This is a genomic window from Pseudoxanthomonas sp. 3HH-4 (assembly GCF_006716465.1).
In the GTDB taxonomy this organism is placed as follows: Bacteria; Pseudomonadota; Gammaproteobacteria; order Xanthomonadales; family Xanthomonadaceae; genus Pseudoxanthomonas_A.
Genome location: NZ_VFPB01000001.1, coordinates 1352209 through 1368877, shown reverse-complemented (window position 1 = coordinate 1368877; position 16669 = coordinate 1352209). Strand labels below are relative to the sequence as shown.

The 16669-nt window shown below is 67.1% G+C and carries 12 protein-coding genes and 1 tRNA gene; 5 read left to right on the top strand and 8 right to left on the bottom strand.

Annotated elements, in window-relative coordinates; all coding sequences use genetic code 11:
- The first annotated feature begins 56 nt into the window (after positions 1-56).
- The 4 genes from FB548_RS06190 to FB548_RS06175 all read left to right on the top strand — a co-directional run bounded on the left by FB548_RS06190 (position 57) and on the right by FB548_RS06175 (position 5202).
- A tRNA-Leu gene (locus FB548_RS06190) sits at positions 57-141 on the top strand.
- Between the two features lie 161 nt (positions 142-302).
- Positions 303-2123 carry an SLC13 family permease gene (locus FB548_RS06185; RefSeq protein ID WP_142123830.1) on the top strand — a complete coding sequence of 607 codons (1821 nt, stop codon included), beginning with the start codon at positions 303-305 and terminating at the stop codon, positions 2121-2123.
- A gap of 58 nt (positions 2124-2181) precedes the next feature.
- On the top strand, positions 2182-4425 hold the full coding sequence (gene parC / locus FB548_RS06180; protein WP_142123829.1) for a DNA topoisomerase IV subunit A: 2244 nt from the start codon (positions 2182-2184) through the stop codon (positions 4423-4425).
- A 120-nt stretch (positions 4426-4545) separates the two neighbouring features.
- Positions 4546-5202 (top strand): thiopurine S-methyltransferase, encoded by a 657-nt coding sequence (locus FB548_RS06175; RefSeq protein ID WP_142123828.1) that lies wholly within the window; start codon positions 4546-4548, stop codon positions 5200-5202.
- A gap of 81 nt (positions 5203-5283) precedes the next feature.
- Here the strand turns inward: FB548_RS06175 and bfr are convergent, their stop codons facing one another.
- Positions 5284-5769 (bottom strand): bacterioferritin, encoded by a 486-nt coding sequence (gene bfr / locus FB548_RS06170; protein WP_142123827.1) that lies wholly within the window; start codon positions 5767-5769, stop codon positions 5284-5286.
- A gap of 162 nt (positions 5770-5931) precedes the next feature.
- On the opposite strand from bfr, the gene FB548_RS06165 reads away from it, so the two are divergent.
- A complete protein-coding gene (locus FB548_RS06165) occupies positions 5932-8346 on the top strand; it encodes a penicillin acylase family protein (RefSeq protein ID WP_142123826.1) in 2415 nt (804 codons plus the stop codon).
- Here the strand turns inward: FB548_RS06165 and FB548_RS06160 are convergent.
- The 7 genes from FB548_RS06160 to map all read right to left on the bottom strand — a co-directional run bounded on the left by FB548_RS06160 (position 8334) and on the right by map (position 16457).
- Positions 8334-8702: a nuclear transport factor 2 family protein gene (locus FB548_RS06160; RefSeq protein ID WP_142123825.1), complete on the bottom strand. Its 369-nt coding sequence runs from the start codon at positions 8700-8702 to the stop codon at positions 8334-8336. The two genes, FB548_RS06165 and FB548_RS06160, sit on opposite strands and share 13 nt — an antisense overlap.
- Positions 8703-8704: 2 nt before the next feature.
- Positions 8705-10402: an asparagine synthase B gene (gene asnB / locus FB548_RS06155; RefSeq protein ID WP_142123824.1), complete on the bottom strand. Its 1698-nt coding sequence runs from the start codon at positions 10400-10402 to the stop codon at positions 8705-8707.
- Positions 10403-10657: 255 nt separating this feature from the next.
- Entirely contained in the window at positions 10658-11800 is a 1143-nt protein-coding gene (gene dapE / locus FB548_RS06150; protein WP_142123823.1) for a succinyl-diaminopimelate desuccinylase, read from the bottom strand.
- Complete coding sequence (locus tag FB548_RS06145) at positions 11797-12156, bottom strand: arsenate reductase (protein WP_142123822.1); 360 nt, start codon at positions 12154-12156, stop codon at positions 11797-11799. The genes dapE and FB548_RS06145 overlap by 4 nt, the downstream gene beginning before the upstream one ends.
- Before the next feature lie 7 nt (positions 12157-12163).
- A complete protein-coding gene (gene dapD, locus FB548_RS06140) occupies positions 12164-13015 on the bottom strand; it encodes a 2,3,4,5-tetrahydropyridine-2,6-dicarboxylate N-succinyltransferase (RefSeq protein WP_142123821.1) in 852 nt (283 codons plus the stop codon).
- A gap of 26 nt (positions 13016-13041) precedes the next feature.
- Positions 13042-15684 (bottom strand): [protein-PII] uridylyltransferase, encoded by a 2643-nt coding sequence (glnD, locus tag FB548_RS06135; protein ID WP_142123820.1) that lies wholly within the window; start codon positions 15682-15684, stop codon positions 13042-13044.
- The gene (gene map / locus FB548_RS06130; RefSeq protein ID WP_142123819.1) at positions 15681-16457 is read right to left on the bottom strand and encodes a type I methionyl aminopeptidase; all 777 of its coding nucleotides are present in this window, start codon (positions 16455-16457) and stop codon (positions 15681-15683) included. Before map ends, glnD begins: the two co-directional genes overlap by 4 nt.
- Positions 16458-16669: the final 212 nt, after the last annotated feature.

Below are 16669 nucleotides of genomic sequence, written 5' to 3'. Positions count from 1 at the left end.
AAGGGAACCGTTGACAATCCCCTGCACTCCCCACAAAATGCGCGCCTCGCTTACCTGCCCAGGTGGCGGAATTGGTAGACGCACTAGTTTCAGGTACTAGCGGGTAAAACCGTGGAGGTTCGAGTCCTCTCCTGGGCACCATGCATCATGAAACCCTCGCGCAAGCGGGGGTTTCTTGTTTTGCGGCGCTGTACATCCCGCCATGGCGCGAGCGCCGGCCAACGCAACGCCGGGCGCACGCGCCACCACACGCGTTAGGCTGGGCACCTGAGACCCGACCCGACATCGAACAGGGGGCGCGAATGGAGTTCCAGCAGATCCTCTTTCTTGCCATCCTGGCAATCACGTTGGGTCTGTTCGTCAGCGAAAAACTCCGCGTCGACCTGGTTGCGCTGCTCGCGCTGCTCGCGCTCACGCTGACGGGCATCCTCGGCCCGAAAGAAGCGCTGTCGGGCTTCGCGAGCGAACCGGCGATCATCGTGGCTGCCGTGTTCGTACTGTCGGCCGGCTTGTCCGCCACCGGCATCACCGATCGCATCGGAGCCGGCATCGGCAGGGCGGCCGGCGGCAGCGAATGGCGAACCATCGCCGTGGTGATGCCCGCCACTGCCGCGCTGGCGGCGTTCTCGCACCACGTGATGGTCACCGCGATGATGCTGCCCATCCTGATGCGGATTGCCCGCGAGCAGAAACTGGCCGCATCGCGCCTGCTGATGCCGATGTCGCTGGCGGCGTCGCTCGGCACCACGCTGACCTTGTTCAGCGCGCCCGCCTTCCTGCTGTCCAACGACTTGATCAAGCGCGCGGGATTGCCGGGGCTGGACATCTTCGCCATCACGCCCATCGGTGCCGCCCTGGTGGTGCTGGGGACCGCCTACATGCTGCTGGGGCGCTGGCTGGTGCCCAAGCGCGAGGGTGAAACGCCGCAGGGCGACTATCTGAAGCTGGACCGCTACTACACCGAACTGCTGGTGGAAGAAGCCTCGCCGTGGGTGGGCAAGACGCGTGGCGAATTCGCCGAAGCGTTCGACAAGCGGCTCCAGGTGGTGGACTGGCTGCGCCAAGGCATGCGTCGCCGCAACCAGCGGATGGACGGCAAGCTCGATGCCGGTGACGTGCTGCTGGTGCGCGCCTCGCCGGACGAGATCGCCTCCATCCGCAACGAGCCGGGCCTGGCCCTGCACGCAGTGGCCAAGTACGGCGAAAAACCGAGCGAGCAACCGAAGACCGAAGCCTTGGGCGAAGAGCAGCTGGTGCAGGCCGTGGTCGCGCCGCACTCGGAGTTCGTCGGCCGCAGCGTCGCCGACATCGATTTCCTGCGGAACCTCGGCGTGGTGGTGGTCGGCCTGTGGCGCCGCGAGGGCTGGCTGCATGGCGAGCTCTCGGAAATGGTGCTGCAGGAGGGTGACCTGCTCGTGCTGTGGGGCCAGCAGCAGAACCTCGAACCGTTGGCGGCCCATCACGGCTTCCTGATGCTGATGCCGTTCGGTGGCAGGGCGAAGCCGCGTCGTCGTGCGCCCATCGCCCTGCTGATCATGGCGGCGGCGGTGGCGGCCGCGGCCACCGAGGTGCTCGCGCCGCACATCGCCTTCCTTGCCGGCGCGGTCGCCATGGTGCTGACGCGCTGCGTGGACATCGAGCGCGCCTACCAGGAAATCGACGTGCGTATCTTCGTGATGATCGGCGGCGTCATCCCGCTGGGCATCGCCATGGAGAAGACCGGCACTGCGGCGCTGGTGGCGGACCTGCTGCTCAACCACACCGCACACTGGTCGCCACTGGTGCTGTTGCTGGTGATGTTCGGTACCGCCGCGCTGCTCACGCAGATCCTGTCCGACGCCGCGACGACGGTACTGCTCGCCCCCATCGCGCTGGCGCTGGCGGGAGGGCTGGAGCTGAACCCGGTGCCCTTCGTCGTGTGCACGGCGATGGGAGCGGTGGCCTCGTTCCTCACCCCGATCGGCCACCACGGCAACCTGCTGATCCTCAACCCCGGCCGCTACACCTTCGGCGATTTCCTGCGCGTCGGCGTTCCGCTCACGCTGGGCATCGCCTTCACCACGGCGTGGCTGGCGCGCTGGCTGTGGCTGGACGGTCCGCTGCTGCCGGGTAGCATCGGGTGAGACGGGGTGGCGGGTAGAATGGCGGGGTCGACCACGACCCGCAGACTGCAAGCCCGCAATGACCGAAACGATCCGCCCCACCTTCCACGGCTTCGAGCAGATCCCGCTGCGCGAATACGCCGAGCGCGCCTACCTCGATTACTCCATGTACGTGGTACTGGACCGCGCCCTGCCCTTCATCGGCGACGGTCTGAAGCCCGTGCAGCGGCGCATCGTCTATGCGATGAGCGAGCTGGGCCTGAATGCCGGCGCCAAGCCGAAGAAGTCCGCGCGTACCGTCGGCGACGTCATCGGCAAATACCACCCCCACGGCGACAGCGCGTGCTACGAGGCGCTGGTGCTGATGGCGCAGCCGTTCTCCTACCGCTACCCGCTGATCGAAGGCCAGGGCAACTTCGGCTCGCCCGACGATCCCAAGTCGTTCGCGGCCATGCGCTACACGGAATCCAAGCTCACGCCGATCGCCGAAGTGCTGCTGGGCGAGCTGGGCCAGGGTACCGCGGACTGGACGCCCAATTTCGACGGCACGCTGGAGGAGCCCACCTGGTTGCCGGCACGCCTGCCGCACCTGTTGCTCAACGGTACCACCGGCATCGCGGTCGGCATGGCCACCGACGTGCCGCCGCACAACCTCAACGAGATCGTCAGCGCCTGCATCCGGCTGATCGATGACCCGGATGCCACCGTCGCCGACCTGTGCGAGCACGTGCGGGGCCCCGACTATCCCACCCGGGCCGAGATCATCACTGCGCCGTCGGACCTGCGCGCAATGTACGAAAACGGCACCGGCAGCGTCCGCGCGCGCGCCGTCTGGCGCAAGGACAACGCCAACATCGTCATCGATGCCCTGCCCTACCAGGTATCGCCGTCGAAGGTGATCGAACAGATCGCCGCCCAGATGCGTGCGAAAAAGCTGCCCTGGCTGGAAGACATCCGCGACGAATCCGACCACGCCAACCCCGTGCGCGTAGTGCTGATCCCGCGCTCCAACCGCGTGGATGCCGAACAACTGATGGGCCACCTGTTCGCCACCACCGACCTGGAGAAGAGCTACCGGGTCAACCTCAACATCATCGGGCTGGATGGCCGGCCGCAGGTCAAGAACCTGAAGATGCTGCTGACGGAGTGGCTGGCCTTCCGCAGCGACACCGTCACCCGCCGCCTGAAGCACCGGCTGGAAAAGGTGGAGCGTCGCCTGCACCTGCTGGAAGGCCTGCTGGTGGCCTTCCTCAACCTGGATGAAGTCATCCGCATCATCCGCACCGAGGACGAGCCCAGGGCTGCGCTTATCGCACGCTTCGCACTGAGCGAGGAACAGGCGGACTACATCCTCGACACCAGGCTGAAGCAGCTCGCCCGCCTTGAGGAAATGAAGATCCGCGGTGAACAGGACGAACTCGCCCGCGAGCGCGAGAAGCTGATCGCCACGCTGGACTCCAAGAGCAAGCTGAAAAAGCTGATCAAGGATGAACTCACCGCCGATGCGAAGAAGTTCGGCGACGCCCGCATGTCACCGCTGGTGCAGCGCGATGCCGCACAGGCGCTGGATGAAACCGAGCTGGTCGCCAGCGAGCCGATGACGGTCGTGATGTCGGCGAAGGGCTGGATCCGCGCAGCCAAGGGGCACGACATGGACGCGGCTGCGCTTTCCTACCGTGACGGCGACAGCCTGCTCGCAGCGGTGCGTTCGCGCAGTACGCAGCAGGTGGCGTTCCTCGATTCGGAGGGCCGCAGCTATTCCACCGCCGTGCACACGCTGCCATCGGCGCGCGGCAACGGCGAGCCCCTCACGGGCCGGTTCTCTCCTACCGCGGGCGCATCGTTCCAGGCCCTGGCCAGCGGCGACAACGACACGCGCTTCATCGTGGCCTCTTCGCACGGCTACGGCTTCGTGACCCGCTTCGAGAACCTCATCGGTCGCCAGAAGGCGGGCAAGGCCATGCTCAACCTGACCGCCGGCGCCCATGTGTTGCAACCTGCGGCGGTGCCGAACACGGAAGCCGACCGCATCGTCGCGGTCACCAGCGCCGGCCACCTGCTCGCGTTCCCCGTCAACGAACTGCCGGAACTCGACAAAGGCAAGGGCAACAAGATCATCGAGATCCCCAAAGCCAAGCTGGGTACCGAACATGTCGTCGCCATCGCCGCGGTGTCGCCCGGCGGCACGCTGCAGGTGAAAAGCGGCCAGCGCACCATGAGCCTGTCGTTCAAGGACCTGGATGCCTACGTCGGCGCGCGCGCGACGAGGGGTGGGTTGTTGCCGAGAGGTTGGCAGAAGGTCGATGGACTGGATGTCCAGTAATTCACTACGTTGACGCGCTGCGGCGCGTTCGTGATCGCAACGACCTGCATGCAATAGGGCGCCATTGCTGTAGGGGCCGCGCAAGTTCGAATCCAGGGATTTCCAACGAGGGCCGCACGAATGGATGCCGATTTCTGGTTGCAGCGCTGGCAGGAAGGCCAGATCGGTTTCCATCGTAGCGACGTGATGCCGCTGCTGGAAAAACACTGGCCATCGCTGCAGGTGCGCGCGGATGCCCGTGTCCTGGTGCCACTGTGCGGCAAATCGCTGGACATGCACTGGCTGGCCGCGCAGGGATACCGCGTGCTGGGCGTGGAACTGTCGCCCCTGGCCGTGGCGCAGTTCTTCCAGGAGGCGGGCGTGGAGCCGATCAGGACGATCAGCCGGTACGGCGAGCACTTCACTGCCGGCCCCATCGAGATCATCCTGGGTGACGCCTTCGGCCTGGATCCTGCCCTGCTCGCGGACGTGTCCTGCGTCTACGATCGCGCCGCCCTGATCGCATTGCCCCCGGACCTGCGCCTGCACTACCGCGATACGGTCTATGCGTCCTTGCCCGCCGGGTGCCAGGGATTGCTGATCACCCTGGAATATCCGCAGACCGAGAAAGCCGGCCCGCCGTTCTCGGTGGAAGCAGCGGAAGTCGAGACGCTGTTCGCCGCACCGTGGCGGCACGCGCTGCTGGAACGTCGCGACATCCTGGACCAGGAGCCGCGCTTCCGCGAAGAAGGCCTTAGCGCACTGGAGACAGCGGTCTACCGTCTTCAGCGGTCGTAGAGCGGAGCTTGCTCCGCTGCTTTTCCGACGCAGCGTCCGTGTCTCGCCCAGCCGGGCAAGCCCCGGCTCCATGCCGGTCGGTTACGCGGCGCTTGCCTCGCCATCCAGCTTCGAGGTGAGGTACAGCTCGATGCCCAGGCGCTTGATCAGGCCCAACTGCTGCTCCAGCCAGTGCGCGTGGTCTTCCTCGGTGTCCTTCAGCTGGGCCAGCAGGATCTCGCGGCTGACATAGTCGCCATGCTGTTCGCACAGTGCCACGCCCTTGGCAAGATGCGCACGCACGGCGTACTCGACGTCCAGGTCGCGCTGGAGCATCTCTTCGACCGTGGTGCCGGCCACGAAGGGCTCCGGGCGCATGTCCGGGTCGCCTTCCAAGAACAGGATGCGGCGCAGCAGGGCGTCGGCGTGCTGGGTTTCTTCCTGCATCTCATGATCGAGCCGGTGGAACAGGGCCTTCAACCCCTGGTCTTCGTAACGACGGGAATGGATGAAGTACTGGTCACGCGCGGCAAGTTCGCCACGCAGCAGGAACTTGAGGTAATCGACGACGTCGGGATGGCCTTTCATGGCGCTTGGCTCCGGTAGCGAGGCGCACAGGATGCCCGATCGGGCACCATGATGACCGAATCGGAATCACTCTCGTTCGTCGTTGCGCTGCGGCAGTGACGGTCATGGCTTCCGTGGAATAATCGGCCGCGACCCTCACGCCCCTACCGCAAGGATTCCGCAATGCTGAAGTGGACCCGGCGCATCGCGCTGTTGCTGTTGGCCCTCGTTGTCGTGGCATTGCTTGTGGTGTGGTGGTTGATGCGGGGCAGTCTGGCCCGGCTGGAAGGCGAGTCCGGCCTGGCCGGACTGTCGGCACCGGTCTCGATCCAGCGCGATGCGCTGGGCGTGGTGACCATCGACGCCGCCAGCGAGGCCGACGCCACCCGCGCACTGGGATACGTGCACGCCCAGGAGCGCTACTTCGAGATGGACCTGATGCGGCGCAGTTCCGCCGGCGAACTCTCGGAACTGTTCGGCCCCATTGCGGTGGACATGGACAAGGAGCGCCGCACCCACCGCATCCGCGCACGGGTATCCGCGCATCTGGACGAATTCGCGGGCGACCGCATGCCGCAGCTCGAAGCCTATACCGCGGGCGTCAACGCCGGACTTGGCGACCTGCGCGCGCGTCCCTGGCCCTACCTGTTGCTGCGGCAATCGCCACGCGTCTGGGAAGTGACCGACTCGGCGCTGGCCGGATACGCGATGTACTTCGACCTGCAGGATTCCGGGAACCTGCGCGAGCTCGGCCTGTGGAAGATCCGCCAGCACGTGCCGCCGGCCTTGTTCGAGCTGCTGACCCACGATGGCACCGAATGGGACGCACCGCTTTACGGGCAGGCACGAGGCAATGCCGCGCTTCCGACGGCGACGGGCGTCGACCTGCGCACGCTGCCGATGCCGAAGACCGACTCGCACCAGCGCCTGGCCGACAAGGGCACACCCGGCAGCAACAACTGGGCGGTGGCCGGCGCACTGACCGCCGACGGCCGCGCCATCGTTGCCGACGATATGCATCTTGGCCTGCGCGCACCCAACATCTGGTTCCGCGTACGCCTGCGCTATCCAAACCCACGCGCGCCCGGCGGGAGGGTCGATGTGTCCGGCTTCAGCCTGCCCGGCCTGCCCGCCATCATCGTCGGCAGCAACGGGCATGTGGCATGGGGCTTCACCAACAGCTATGCGGACACTGCGGACTGGTATCCGGTGAAGCCATGCAACAAGGGCGATGATCCGGCCACCTGCGATGCGACCGAGCACCATGCCGAAACCATCCGCGTGGCCGGTGCCGATGCCGTCACGCTGGACGTTGTCGACACGCGCTACGGCCCCATCGTGCATCCCGCCACGCCCGGCGAGCCAGCACTGGCCCTGCGCTGGGTCGCACACCAGCCCGGCGCGCTGAACTTCGGCCTGGTGGATTTCGCCACGGCCGGTGATCTTCCCTCCGTGCTGTCGGTCGCGCAGCGCACCGCCACGCCGGCACAGAATCTTGTCATCGCCGACCACAAGGGGCGTGTCGCCTGGCGCATCCTGGGCCCGCTGGCGTCGCGCGCGGGCGCATGCACGCACTCACTGGAATTCACGCGCGGCAGTGCGGAGGCATCCGCAGCCACCCCCGCACCACCGAGCCGTTGCACGCCGTGGCTCATCTCCAGCCAACTCACGCCGATACTGACCTCGCCGCCCAACCATCGTTTGTGGACCGCGAACGCGCGTGTCCTGGAGGGAGACGCGTTGGCACGGGTCGGCGATGGCGGCTATGCGCTGGGCGCGCGTGCCAGGCAGATCCGCGACGGCCTGCTGGCGAAGGAACGCTTCACCGAAAAGGATCTGCTGGCCATCCAGCTCGACGATCGCGCCGTATTCCTGCAGCGCTGGTGGCAACTGCTTCAGGATGAAGCCGGACGATCGCCCGCGGATTCCTCCGTGAAGGCACTCGCGGATGCGGGCAGGACCTGGGAAGGCGTCGCCAGCGTCGACTCCGTCAGCTATCGACTCGTACGCGCCTGGCGCCTCGCCGTGCATGCGCGCATCGCCGATGGCCTGACCGCACCCGCACAGGCAGCCCTGGGCAACGGCTTCATCATGCCCGACCTGCCGCAGTTGGAAGGCGTCGTCTGGCCACTGCTCGAACAGCGCCCCGCGCACCTGCTTTCGCGCCGCTACGAGAGCTGGGACGCGCTGATGGAAGATGCGGCGAAGGAAGTGCGCGACGATCTCGCCGGACAGGGGCCGCTGGCCGAACGCCGCTGGGGCGAACGCAACGTCGCGAAGATCTGCCATCCGCTGGCCAACGCCCTGCCCAGCTTCCTCAAACCCAAGCTGTGCATGCCCGGACAAGCGCTCGCCGGCGATGGCGCCATGCCGCGCGTGCAGGGTCCGGCGTTCGGCGCGTCCGAACGCATGGTGGTGTCGCCGGGGCATGAGGCCGACGGCATCATCCACATGCCGGGCGGCCAGAGCGGTCATCCGATGTCGTCGTTCTGGGGCGCGGGCCATGACGATTGGGTGCACGGCAGGCCGACGCCTTTCCTGCCGGGCGAAGCGACCCACACGCTCACGCTGCGGCCCGCCAACGCTCAACCCAAATAGTGATCCGGCACCGCCAGCCCCTGTTGGCGGAAGAAGCTGAGCTGGTCGAAATAGCCGCGCTGGAACACGATGCGGCCGTCGCGCACCTGGAAAAAGCCGCAGCCGCGCAGTCCGAGCGGGTCGCGCCATTCCATGACGGCCCACTCGCCGTCCTCGAGGATCTGCTCCACCTCGCACACCATCGTCGCGCGCGTGAATTCGGTACGGAACAGGTTCGCGATCGCCTCGCGTCCGTGCAACGGATCGGCCACCACCTGGTGATTCACCGCGTCTTCCGCATACAGCGCGGCCAGGCCGTCCACGTCCGCCGCGTTGAAGCGGCGGACCCATTCGCGCACCACGTCGGCGGGTGACATCGTCAACCCGTCTGCAAGGCCGCCGCGTGCACGCCGGCCACGGCACGACCGGACGGATCGGCCATCTTCGCGAAGCTGGCGTCCCACGCGATGGCGGCCGGCGAGGAGCATGCGATCGACTTGCCGCCGGGCACCGTCTCGGCGCAGGCCTGGCCCGGATAGTGCTGTTCGAACAGCGTGCGGTAGAAGTAGGCTTCCTTGGTCTGCGGCGGGTTCACCGGAAAGCGCTTGTCGGCCGCCGCCAGTTCGCGATCGCTGACGTGCGCTTCGGCATGTGCCTTCAAACCGTCGATCCAGCCGTAGCCGACGCCATCGCTGAACTGCTCCTTCTGCCGCCACAGGATCGATTCCGGCAGGTAGCCCTCGAACGCCTCGCGCAGCACGCCCTTCTCCATCCGCTGCGCACCTGCACTGCCCTTGTCGATCATCTTGTGGAGGGCATCCATCTTCATCGCTACATCGAGAAACTCGACGTCGAGGAACGGCACGCGCGGCTCCACGCCCCAGGCCATCATCGACTTGTTGGCGCGCAGGCAGTCGTAGTTGTGCAGCGCGTCCAGCTTGCGCACCAGTTCTTCGTGGAATTCGCGCGCGTTCGGCGCCTTGTGGAAGTACAGGTAGCCGCCGAAGATCTCGTCGCTGCCCTCGCCCGACAGCACCATCTTCACGCCCATCGCCTTGATGCGACGCGCCAGCAGGTACATCGGCGTGGAGGCGCGGATGGTGGTGACGTCGTAGGTCTCGATGTGGCGGATCACTTCGGGAATCGCATCCAGGCCTTCCTGGAACGTGTAGGTGAAGCCGTGGTGCACTGTGCCCAGTGCCTTTGCCGCCACCTCCGCCGCCGCCAGGTCGGGCGACCCCTCCAGCCCGATGGCGAACGAGTGCAACCGCGGCCACCAGGCTTCCGTCGTATCGTTGTCCTCGATGCGGTGCCGCGCATAACGCGCGGCGACGGCTGCGACCAGCGAGGAATCCAGACCACCGGACAGCAGCACGCCGTAGGGCACGTCGGTCATCAGCTGGCGATGCACGGCGCGCTCGAATGCTTCGCGGAGCTCCTGCCTGGCGACGTCCACATGCTTCACCGCGGCGTAGTCACGCCACGGCTTTTCGTAGTACTTGACCAGCGTCCGCGTCGCCGTCTCGTAGTAGTGGCCCGGCGGAAACTGGGCAACATCCGCACAGATCGGCGACAGCGCCTTCATCTCCGATGCCACGCACAGCCGGCCCTCTCGATCGTGGCCCCAGTACAGTGGGCACACGCCGATGGGGTCGCGCGCGATCAGCGCCCGGCCTGTCGCCTTGTCCCACAGCGCGAACGCGAAGATGCCGTTGAGGCGGTTGAGGAACGACGCCGGTTGATCTTCACGGTAGAGCGCATTGATGACTTCGCAGTCCGACCCGGTCTGGAACGCGTAGTCCTGCGCAAGTTCCGCTTTCAGTTCGCGATGGTTGTAGATCTCTCCGTTGACCGCCAGCACCAGGTCCCCATCGGCCGAACGCAGCGGCTGCGAGCCGCCGGCCGGGTCGACGATGGCCAGCCGCTCGTGCACCAGGATGGCGCCGTCGTCATGGTAGACACCGCTCCAGTCGGGTCCGCGATGGCGCTGCTTCTGCGAAAGTTCCAGCGCCTGTCGCCGGAGGGCCTGGATGTCGTCGCCGGGCTGCAGCCCGAAGATGCCGAAGATGGAACACATGGGAGGAAGCTCCTGGTGGGGTTCGAAGATGAAAGCCGGAAACGAAAAAACCCGCATCTCGCGATGCGGGTTTCTGGTATCCGGCAGGTCTTTCGTTGCCTAGTCGCAGAGCCGCATCGCCCGCGTCCCGTTGTTCGGGCGCAGGTTATTGCGGTTGTTGTTGATGGCGGTGCGGCAGGGCATGGCGCGACCGTAACCGGTCCCGCCGGCGCTTGGCAACTGTTTCATCCGAAAACGAACGGCGACGCGCATACCTCAGGGCACGCGCGTCGGCAGCATCAGCCGCTCGACCAGCGCCTGGTACAGGCCCGGCAGTGCCTCCAGGTCCGGGACGCGCACGTGCTCGTCGACCTTGTGGATGCTGGCGTTGACCGGCCCGACCTCGATGCATTCTGCGCCCAGCGGCGCGATGAAGCGCGCATCGGACGTGCCGCCCGCCGTGCTTTCCTCCGGCGGCGCACCGGCGAACTCGCCCAGCACCGCGCGCGCGGTGGCGCGCAGGTGGCCTTCGGGCGTGTAGAACGGCTCGCCACCGCGATGCCACTGCACGCGGTAGTCGAGGCCGTGCCGCTGGAAGATGGCTTCGATCTCCTGCTCCAGCTTCTCCGCCGTCCAACTGGGATTGAAGCGCAGGTTGAACACCACCTGCAGTTCGCCCGGGATGACATTGCTGGCACCGGTACCGGAATGGATGTTGGAAATCTGCAGGCTGGTCGGCGGGAACGTCTCGTACCCCTCGTCCCACTGCCGCGCGGCCAGCTCGGCCAGCGCCGGCAAGGCCTTGTGGATGGGATTCAGCGCCTTGTGCGGATAGGCCACGTGACCCTGCACGCCCCGCACGCTGAGCGTGCCGGTCAGGGTGCCGCGGCGCCCCACGCGCAGCAGATCGCCCAGCGTCTCCTTCGAGGATGGCTCGCCGGTGATGCACCAGTCGATCTTCTGGCCGCGCTCGCGGAACAGCGCGGCCACTTTCTTCACGCCGTCATGCGCATCGCCTTCCTCATCCGACGTGACCAGCAGCGCCACGGTGCCGGGATGACCGGGATGCGCATCGACGAAACGCTCCAGCGCGATGGTGCATGCCGCCACGCTGCATTTCATGTCGGCGGTCCCACGCCCATACAGCACGCCGTCGCGCACGGTGGGAATGAACGGATCGCTGGTCCATGCATCAAGCGGGCCGGGCGGCACCACGTCGGTGTGTCCCAGCAGCACCAGCACCGGCGACCCCGTGCCATGCGTCGCCCACAGGTTGTCGGTGTCGCCGAAGCGCAGCGACTCGCAGTGGAACCCGGCCTGGGTCAGCCGCGTCGCCAGCACCTGCTGGCATCCCGCGTCATCCGGCGTCACCGAGTGGCGGCGGATCAGTTCACTGGACAGTTCGACCACATCGCTCACGCGCCGACTCCGAAGATCTTCTTGAAGCCATTGTCGCTGAAGCCCTGTGAAAAGCCGCCTTCACCCGTCACCACCACCGGACGGCGGATCAGCTGCGGGTACTCCTTCAGCAGCAGCTTCCACTCCGCGTCCGAGCCCGGCGCCTTGCGGTTCTCCGGCAACTGCCGCCAGGTCGTCGACGACTTGTTGATCAGGGCATCCCATCCGCCCGCTTTCTCTGCCCAGTCCTTCAGCGTTTCAGGTGACTGGCGGTTGTCGCGGTAGTCGACGAAGGTGTAAGCCACGCCGAAGCGGTCCAGCCACTTGGTCGCCTTCCTGCAGGTGTCGCAGTTCTTGAGGCCGTAGATCGTCGTCATCGCGCGCTCAGTCCGCCAGCCCGCGCAGCAGTTCGTTGACGCTGGTCTTGCTGCGCGTCTTCTCGTCGACCTGCTTGACGATCACCGCGCAGTACAGCGAGTGCGAACCGTCCGCGGCCGGCAGCGAGCCGGAGACCACCACGCTGCCTGGGGGCACGTAGCCGTAGGTGATTTCCTTGGTCGCACGGTTGTAGATGCGCGTGGACTGGCCGATGAACACGCCCATGCCGATCACGCTGTGGTGACCGACCACCACGCCTTCCACCACTTCCGAACGCGCGCCGATGAAGCAATGGTCTTCGATGATCGTCGGGCTGGCCTGCAGCGGCTCCAGCACGCCGCCGATGCCGGCACCGCCGGACAGGTGGCAATGCTTGCCGATCTGCGCGCACGAGCCGACCGTGGCCCACGTATCGACCATCGTGCCCTCGCCCACGTACGCGCCGATGTTGACGAAGCTGGGCATCAGCACGACATCCTTGCCGAAGTACGTGCCACGGCGGGCGATGGCGCCCGGTACCACGCGCACGCCCAGCTTGCGAAAATCGTTCTCGTCGAAGGCGCCGAAGCGCGCCTCCACCTTGTCCCAGAACGGCGCGGGATAGGCTTCCACCAGTTCCATCTCGTTGACGCGGAAGTACAGCAGCACCGCTTTCTTCAGCCACTCGTTGACCTTCCAGCCGCCTTTGCCATCGGGCTCGGCAACGCGCAGCTTGCCGGCTTCCAGGCCTTCGATGGCCAGTTCGACGGCGGTGCGGGTGGAGCCTTCGATCTCGGCGGGCGTCAGCTCGGCACGGCGCTCGAACGCGCTCTCGATGGTGGACTTCAGTTCTTCGGTCTTGGTGGCTTTGCGGGTCATCTAAAGGTCTGCCGGATGATCGTGTTTCAGGTGGGGGTGTCCATGCCGGCGCGCAGCGCGTCGCGCAGCGCATCCTGCAAGGAAATGTCGGTAAGTGGCTGGTCGTGCTCGTCGGTGATCTGGAAAACGTCTTCCGCGCGCTCGCCGAACGTGGCGATGCGTGCGTCGTGCACGCGCAGGCCCTGCCGGCGCAGCACCTGGGCCACGTCCGACAGCAGCCCCGGGCGGTCGGGCGCGACCAGACCAAGGATGGTACGGCGCCCGTCGGGCGTGGTGCCGAATTCTATGCGAGGCGCGAAACGGAAGTGCCTGAGCTGGCGCGGTACCGCGCGCCGCGATGTGCGCACGCGGTCGAGCGGTCGCGCCAGCGCCTCACCGAGCGTGCGCTCGATGTCGCCGGGATCGCGTGGCGCATATGCATCGGCGGGCAGCACTTCGAAGGTGTCAAAGACCGCGCCCTGCGGCCCCACCAGCACGCGCGCCTGATGGATGGCGAACCCCATGCGGTCCAGGGTGGCGAGGATGGCGGCAAACAGGCCGTCGCGGTCGGGCGAATGCACGAATACTTCCATCGCATCCGCGTCATCGGCGATGCGGCGTGCGCGCACCCGCGTCTCGCCAGGCATCGCGCCACGGATGGCCTGTGCCTGCCAGGCCAGTTGCTCCGGACGGAAGCGCAGGAAACTCTCTTCAGGCATGGTCGCGAACAGGGCATCCGCCTGGGCGGCCGCCATGCCCCGCACTTCCAGCAGCGCACGCACGCTTCCGCGCGCTTCGTCGAGACGCTCGTCCACGGCGACCGGATTCTCCAGCCCCTCCCGCAACACGCGCCGCGCCGCGAAGTACAGATCGGCGAGCAGGCGGTCCTTCCATGCATTCCAGAGCTTGGGGCTGGTGCCAGCGATGTCCGCGCAGGTCAGCAGGTAGAGATAGTCCAGCCGCTCGCGATCTCCGACCAGCGTGGCGAAGGCATGGATGACGTCCGGGTCGGAAATATCCTGCTTCTGCGCCGTCACCGACATGCGCAGGTGCTGTTCCACCAGCCACTCGACCAGCGCGGTATCCGCCTCGCTGAGCCCGTGCGCCGCGCAGAACTCGCGTGCATCCACGGCGCCCAGCTCCGAATGATCGCCACCGCGACCCTTGGCGATGTCATGGAACAGCCCGGCCAGCAGGAGCAGTTCGGGCTTGCGCAGGCGTGGCCAGACTTCGTGCGCGATGGAGAAGCGATCGTCGGCGCGGCCGGCGGCGAATGCGGCGATGTTCCGCAGCACCATCAAGGTGTGCTGGTCCACCGTGTAGACATGGAACAGGTCGAACTGCATGCGCCCCGACACGCGGGCGAACGCAGGGATCCATTGCCCCAGCACGCCCAGGCGCGCCATGCGTGTCAGCGTTTCCACCGCGCGCGGGCCACGCAACAGGGCCATGAACGCATCGCGCTGCTCTCGCGTCGCAGCGGGATATGCGGACAGCTTCGGCAGCGACTCGGCCAGCGCACGCGCGGTGCGCGAATGCAGCCCGCGCACCTGAGGATGGGCGGCCCAGACCGCGAACAGAGCGAACACCGGGCCAACGTCCTCCGCTGGCCAGTCGCCAGCGCGCGCGGCCAGGTAGCCGCGACGCAGGGCGAAGTGTCCGTCCAGCGGCTCGGGCAGTGCTTCGCCGTCGAACTGCTCTTCGAAGCGTTGCAGCAGGCGGTCGCTGATGCGCCGCACGATGGCCGCGCTGCGATAGAAGCCCTGCATCATCTTCTCGACGCCGAGGCTACCGGCGTCGTCTGCGAAGCCCAGCCGCTGCGCCAGCGTTTTCTGGTAGTCGAAGCGCAGGCGTTCTTCCGGCCGGTTCGCCACGCGATGCAGGCCGTAGCGCAGCCGGCCCAGTGCGCGCCGTTCGCGCGCCAGCGCGGCGGCTTCGTCGGACCCCAGGTGGCCCAGCCCTACCAGTGCCTCCAGGTCCCGCACGCCGAAAGTACGCAGCGCCATCCAGCCCAGCGTGTGCAGGTCGCGCAGGCCGCCAGGGCCCTCTTTGATGTTGGGTTCCAGGTTGTCCGAGGTGTCGCCGAAGCGCGCGTGGCGGATGCGCAGCTCCTCGCGCTTGGCGACGAAGAAGTCGCGCGCGGGCCACACCCGCGCCGGGCCGATGGCATCGATCAGCAAGCCTTCGTCGACCGGCTCGCCGACGATCAGCCGCTCTTCGATCAGGGCGGTCAGCACGCTCTGGTCGGCAGCGGCGGCCACCGTGCACTGCCCCGCCGAACGTACGCTGTGGCTGATCGGCAGGCCAGCGTCCCAAAGCAAGGCGAACAGGCGCGCCACGGCGCCATGGTGGGCCTGCTGCACGTCGGAGGCGGCCAGCACCAGCACGTCGACATCGGAGTGCGGGAACAGTTCGCCACGGCCGTACCCGCCGACCGCGAACAGCGCCATCGGCGCCTCCGCCGGAATGCACCGCAGCCAGGCGTCCTTCAGCAGGTGGTCGACCGCCCGTGCACGCAGCGCGAGGATGCGGTCCATGCCGTCGTCCTGGTCGAAGCGCTTGTCCAGCCGTGCATCGGTGTGGCCCAGCGACGTCCGCGCCGCGGCCGCCCAGGCCGGGTCATCGGCGACGTCCGGGCCGATGTCCGGAAGCCGCGTTGCATGTCCGTTCGCGGCTGGCGGGCTGCTCACAGGTCGTTGTCGTCGCCCGGCACGCGGGTCAGGATCTCGACGCCGTCCTCGGTCACCGCCACGGTGTGCTCCCACTGCGCGGACAGCTTGCGGTCCTTGGTGACCACGGTCCAGCCGTCGGGCAGCACGCGGGTGTGGCGCGCGCCTTCATTGATCATCGGCTCGATGGTGAAGGTCATGCCGGGCTTCAGCACCACGCCCTCGCCCGGGCGGCCGTAGTGCAGTACCTGGGGTTCATCGTGGTAGACCTTGCCGATGCCGTGGCCGCAGTACTCGCGCACCACGCTGAAGCGCTCGCTTTCGGCGTACTGCTGGATCGCGTGGCCGACATCGCCCAGGGTCGCCCCCGGCTTCACCGCGCGGATGCCGCGGAACATGGCCTCGCGGGTGACGTCCACCAGCCGCTTCGCCATCACCGAGGGCGTGCCGACGATGTACATGCGGCTGGTGTCGCCGTGCCAGCCGTCCTTGATGACGGTGACGTCGATGTTGAGGATGTCGCCGTCCTTGAGCACCTTCCCCTCGCTGGGGATGCCATGGCAGATGACGTTGTTGACCGAGGTGCAGACGGTCGCCGGGAAGCCCTTGTAGCCCACGTTGGCCGGAATGGCTTTCTGCACGTTGACGATGTGATCGTGGCAGATGCGGTCCAGTTCGGCGGTGGTGACGCCCGGCTTCACGTGCGGGGCGACCACCTGCAGCACCTCGGCGGCAAGGCGGCCGGCGATGCGCATCTGGGCGAGGTCTTCGGGGGTTTTCAGCTGGATGGCCATTGGCCGATTATCCCCCATTTGGCCGCCGGGCTGAACGTCCAGGCCACCGTGCGCCGGTTCAGGCAGGCCTTGATTTGCCGCGACCCGCCCTGCCCCGCTATACTCCCGCGGCTTCGCGCCCGGGTCTGCCCGGCCGGACCGCCCACGTCGGGCGAAACCGACGAATCCACACCTGCTGCCCCAACCCGTGCCGGGGTGCCCTTCGCTGAAGG

Excerpts from the sequence above, each read along its gene's own strand:
- dapD (WP_142123821.1), bottom strand. The coding sequence starts at position 13,015 with ATGACCCGCAAAGCCACCAAGACCGAAGAACTGAAGTCCACCATCGAG.
- map (WP_142123819.1), bottom strand. The coding sequence starts at position 16,457 with ATGGCCATCCAGCTGAAAACCCCCGAAGACCTCGCCCAGATGCGCATC.
- FB548_RS06185 (WP_142123830.1), top strand. The coding sequence starts at position 303 with ATGGAGTTCCAGCAGATCCTCTTTCTTGCCATCCTGGCAATCACGTTG.
- FB548_RS06165 (WP_142123826.1), top strand. The coding sequence starts at position 5,932 with ATGCTGAAGTGGACCCGGCGCATCGCGCTGTTGCTGTTGGCCCTCGTT.
- parC (WP_142123829.1), top strand. The coding sequence starts at position 2,182 with ATGACCGAAACGATCCGCCCCACCTTCCACGGCTTCGAGCAGATCCCG.
- FB548_RS06145 (WP_142123822.1), bottom strand. The coding sequence starts at position 12,156 with ATGACGACGATCTACGGCCTCAAGAACTGCGACACCTGCAGGAAGGCG.
- FB548_RS06175 (WP_142123828.1), top strand. The coding sequence starts at position 4,546 with ATGGATGCCGATTTCTGGTTGCAGCGCTGGCAGGAAGGCCAGATCGGT.
- asnB (WP_142123824.1), bottom strand. The coding sequence starts at position 10,402 with ATGTGTTCCATCTTCGGCATCTTCGGGCTGCAGCCCGGCGACGACATC.
- bfr (WP_142123827.1), bottom strand. The coding sequence starts at position 5,769 with ATGAAAGGCCATCCCGACGTCGTCGATTACCTCAAGTTCCTGCTGCGT.
- FB548_RS06160 (WP_142123825.1), bottom strand. The coding sequence starts at position 8,702 with ATGTCACCCGCCGACGTGGTGCGCGAATGGGTCCGCCGCTTCAACGCG.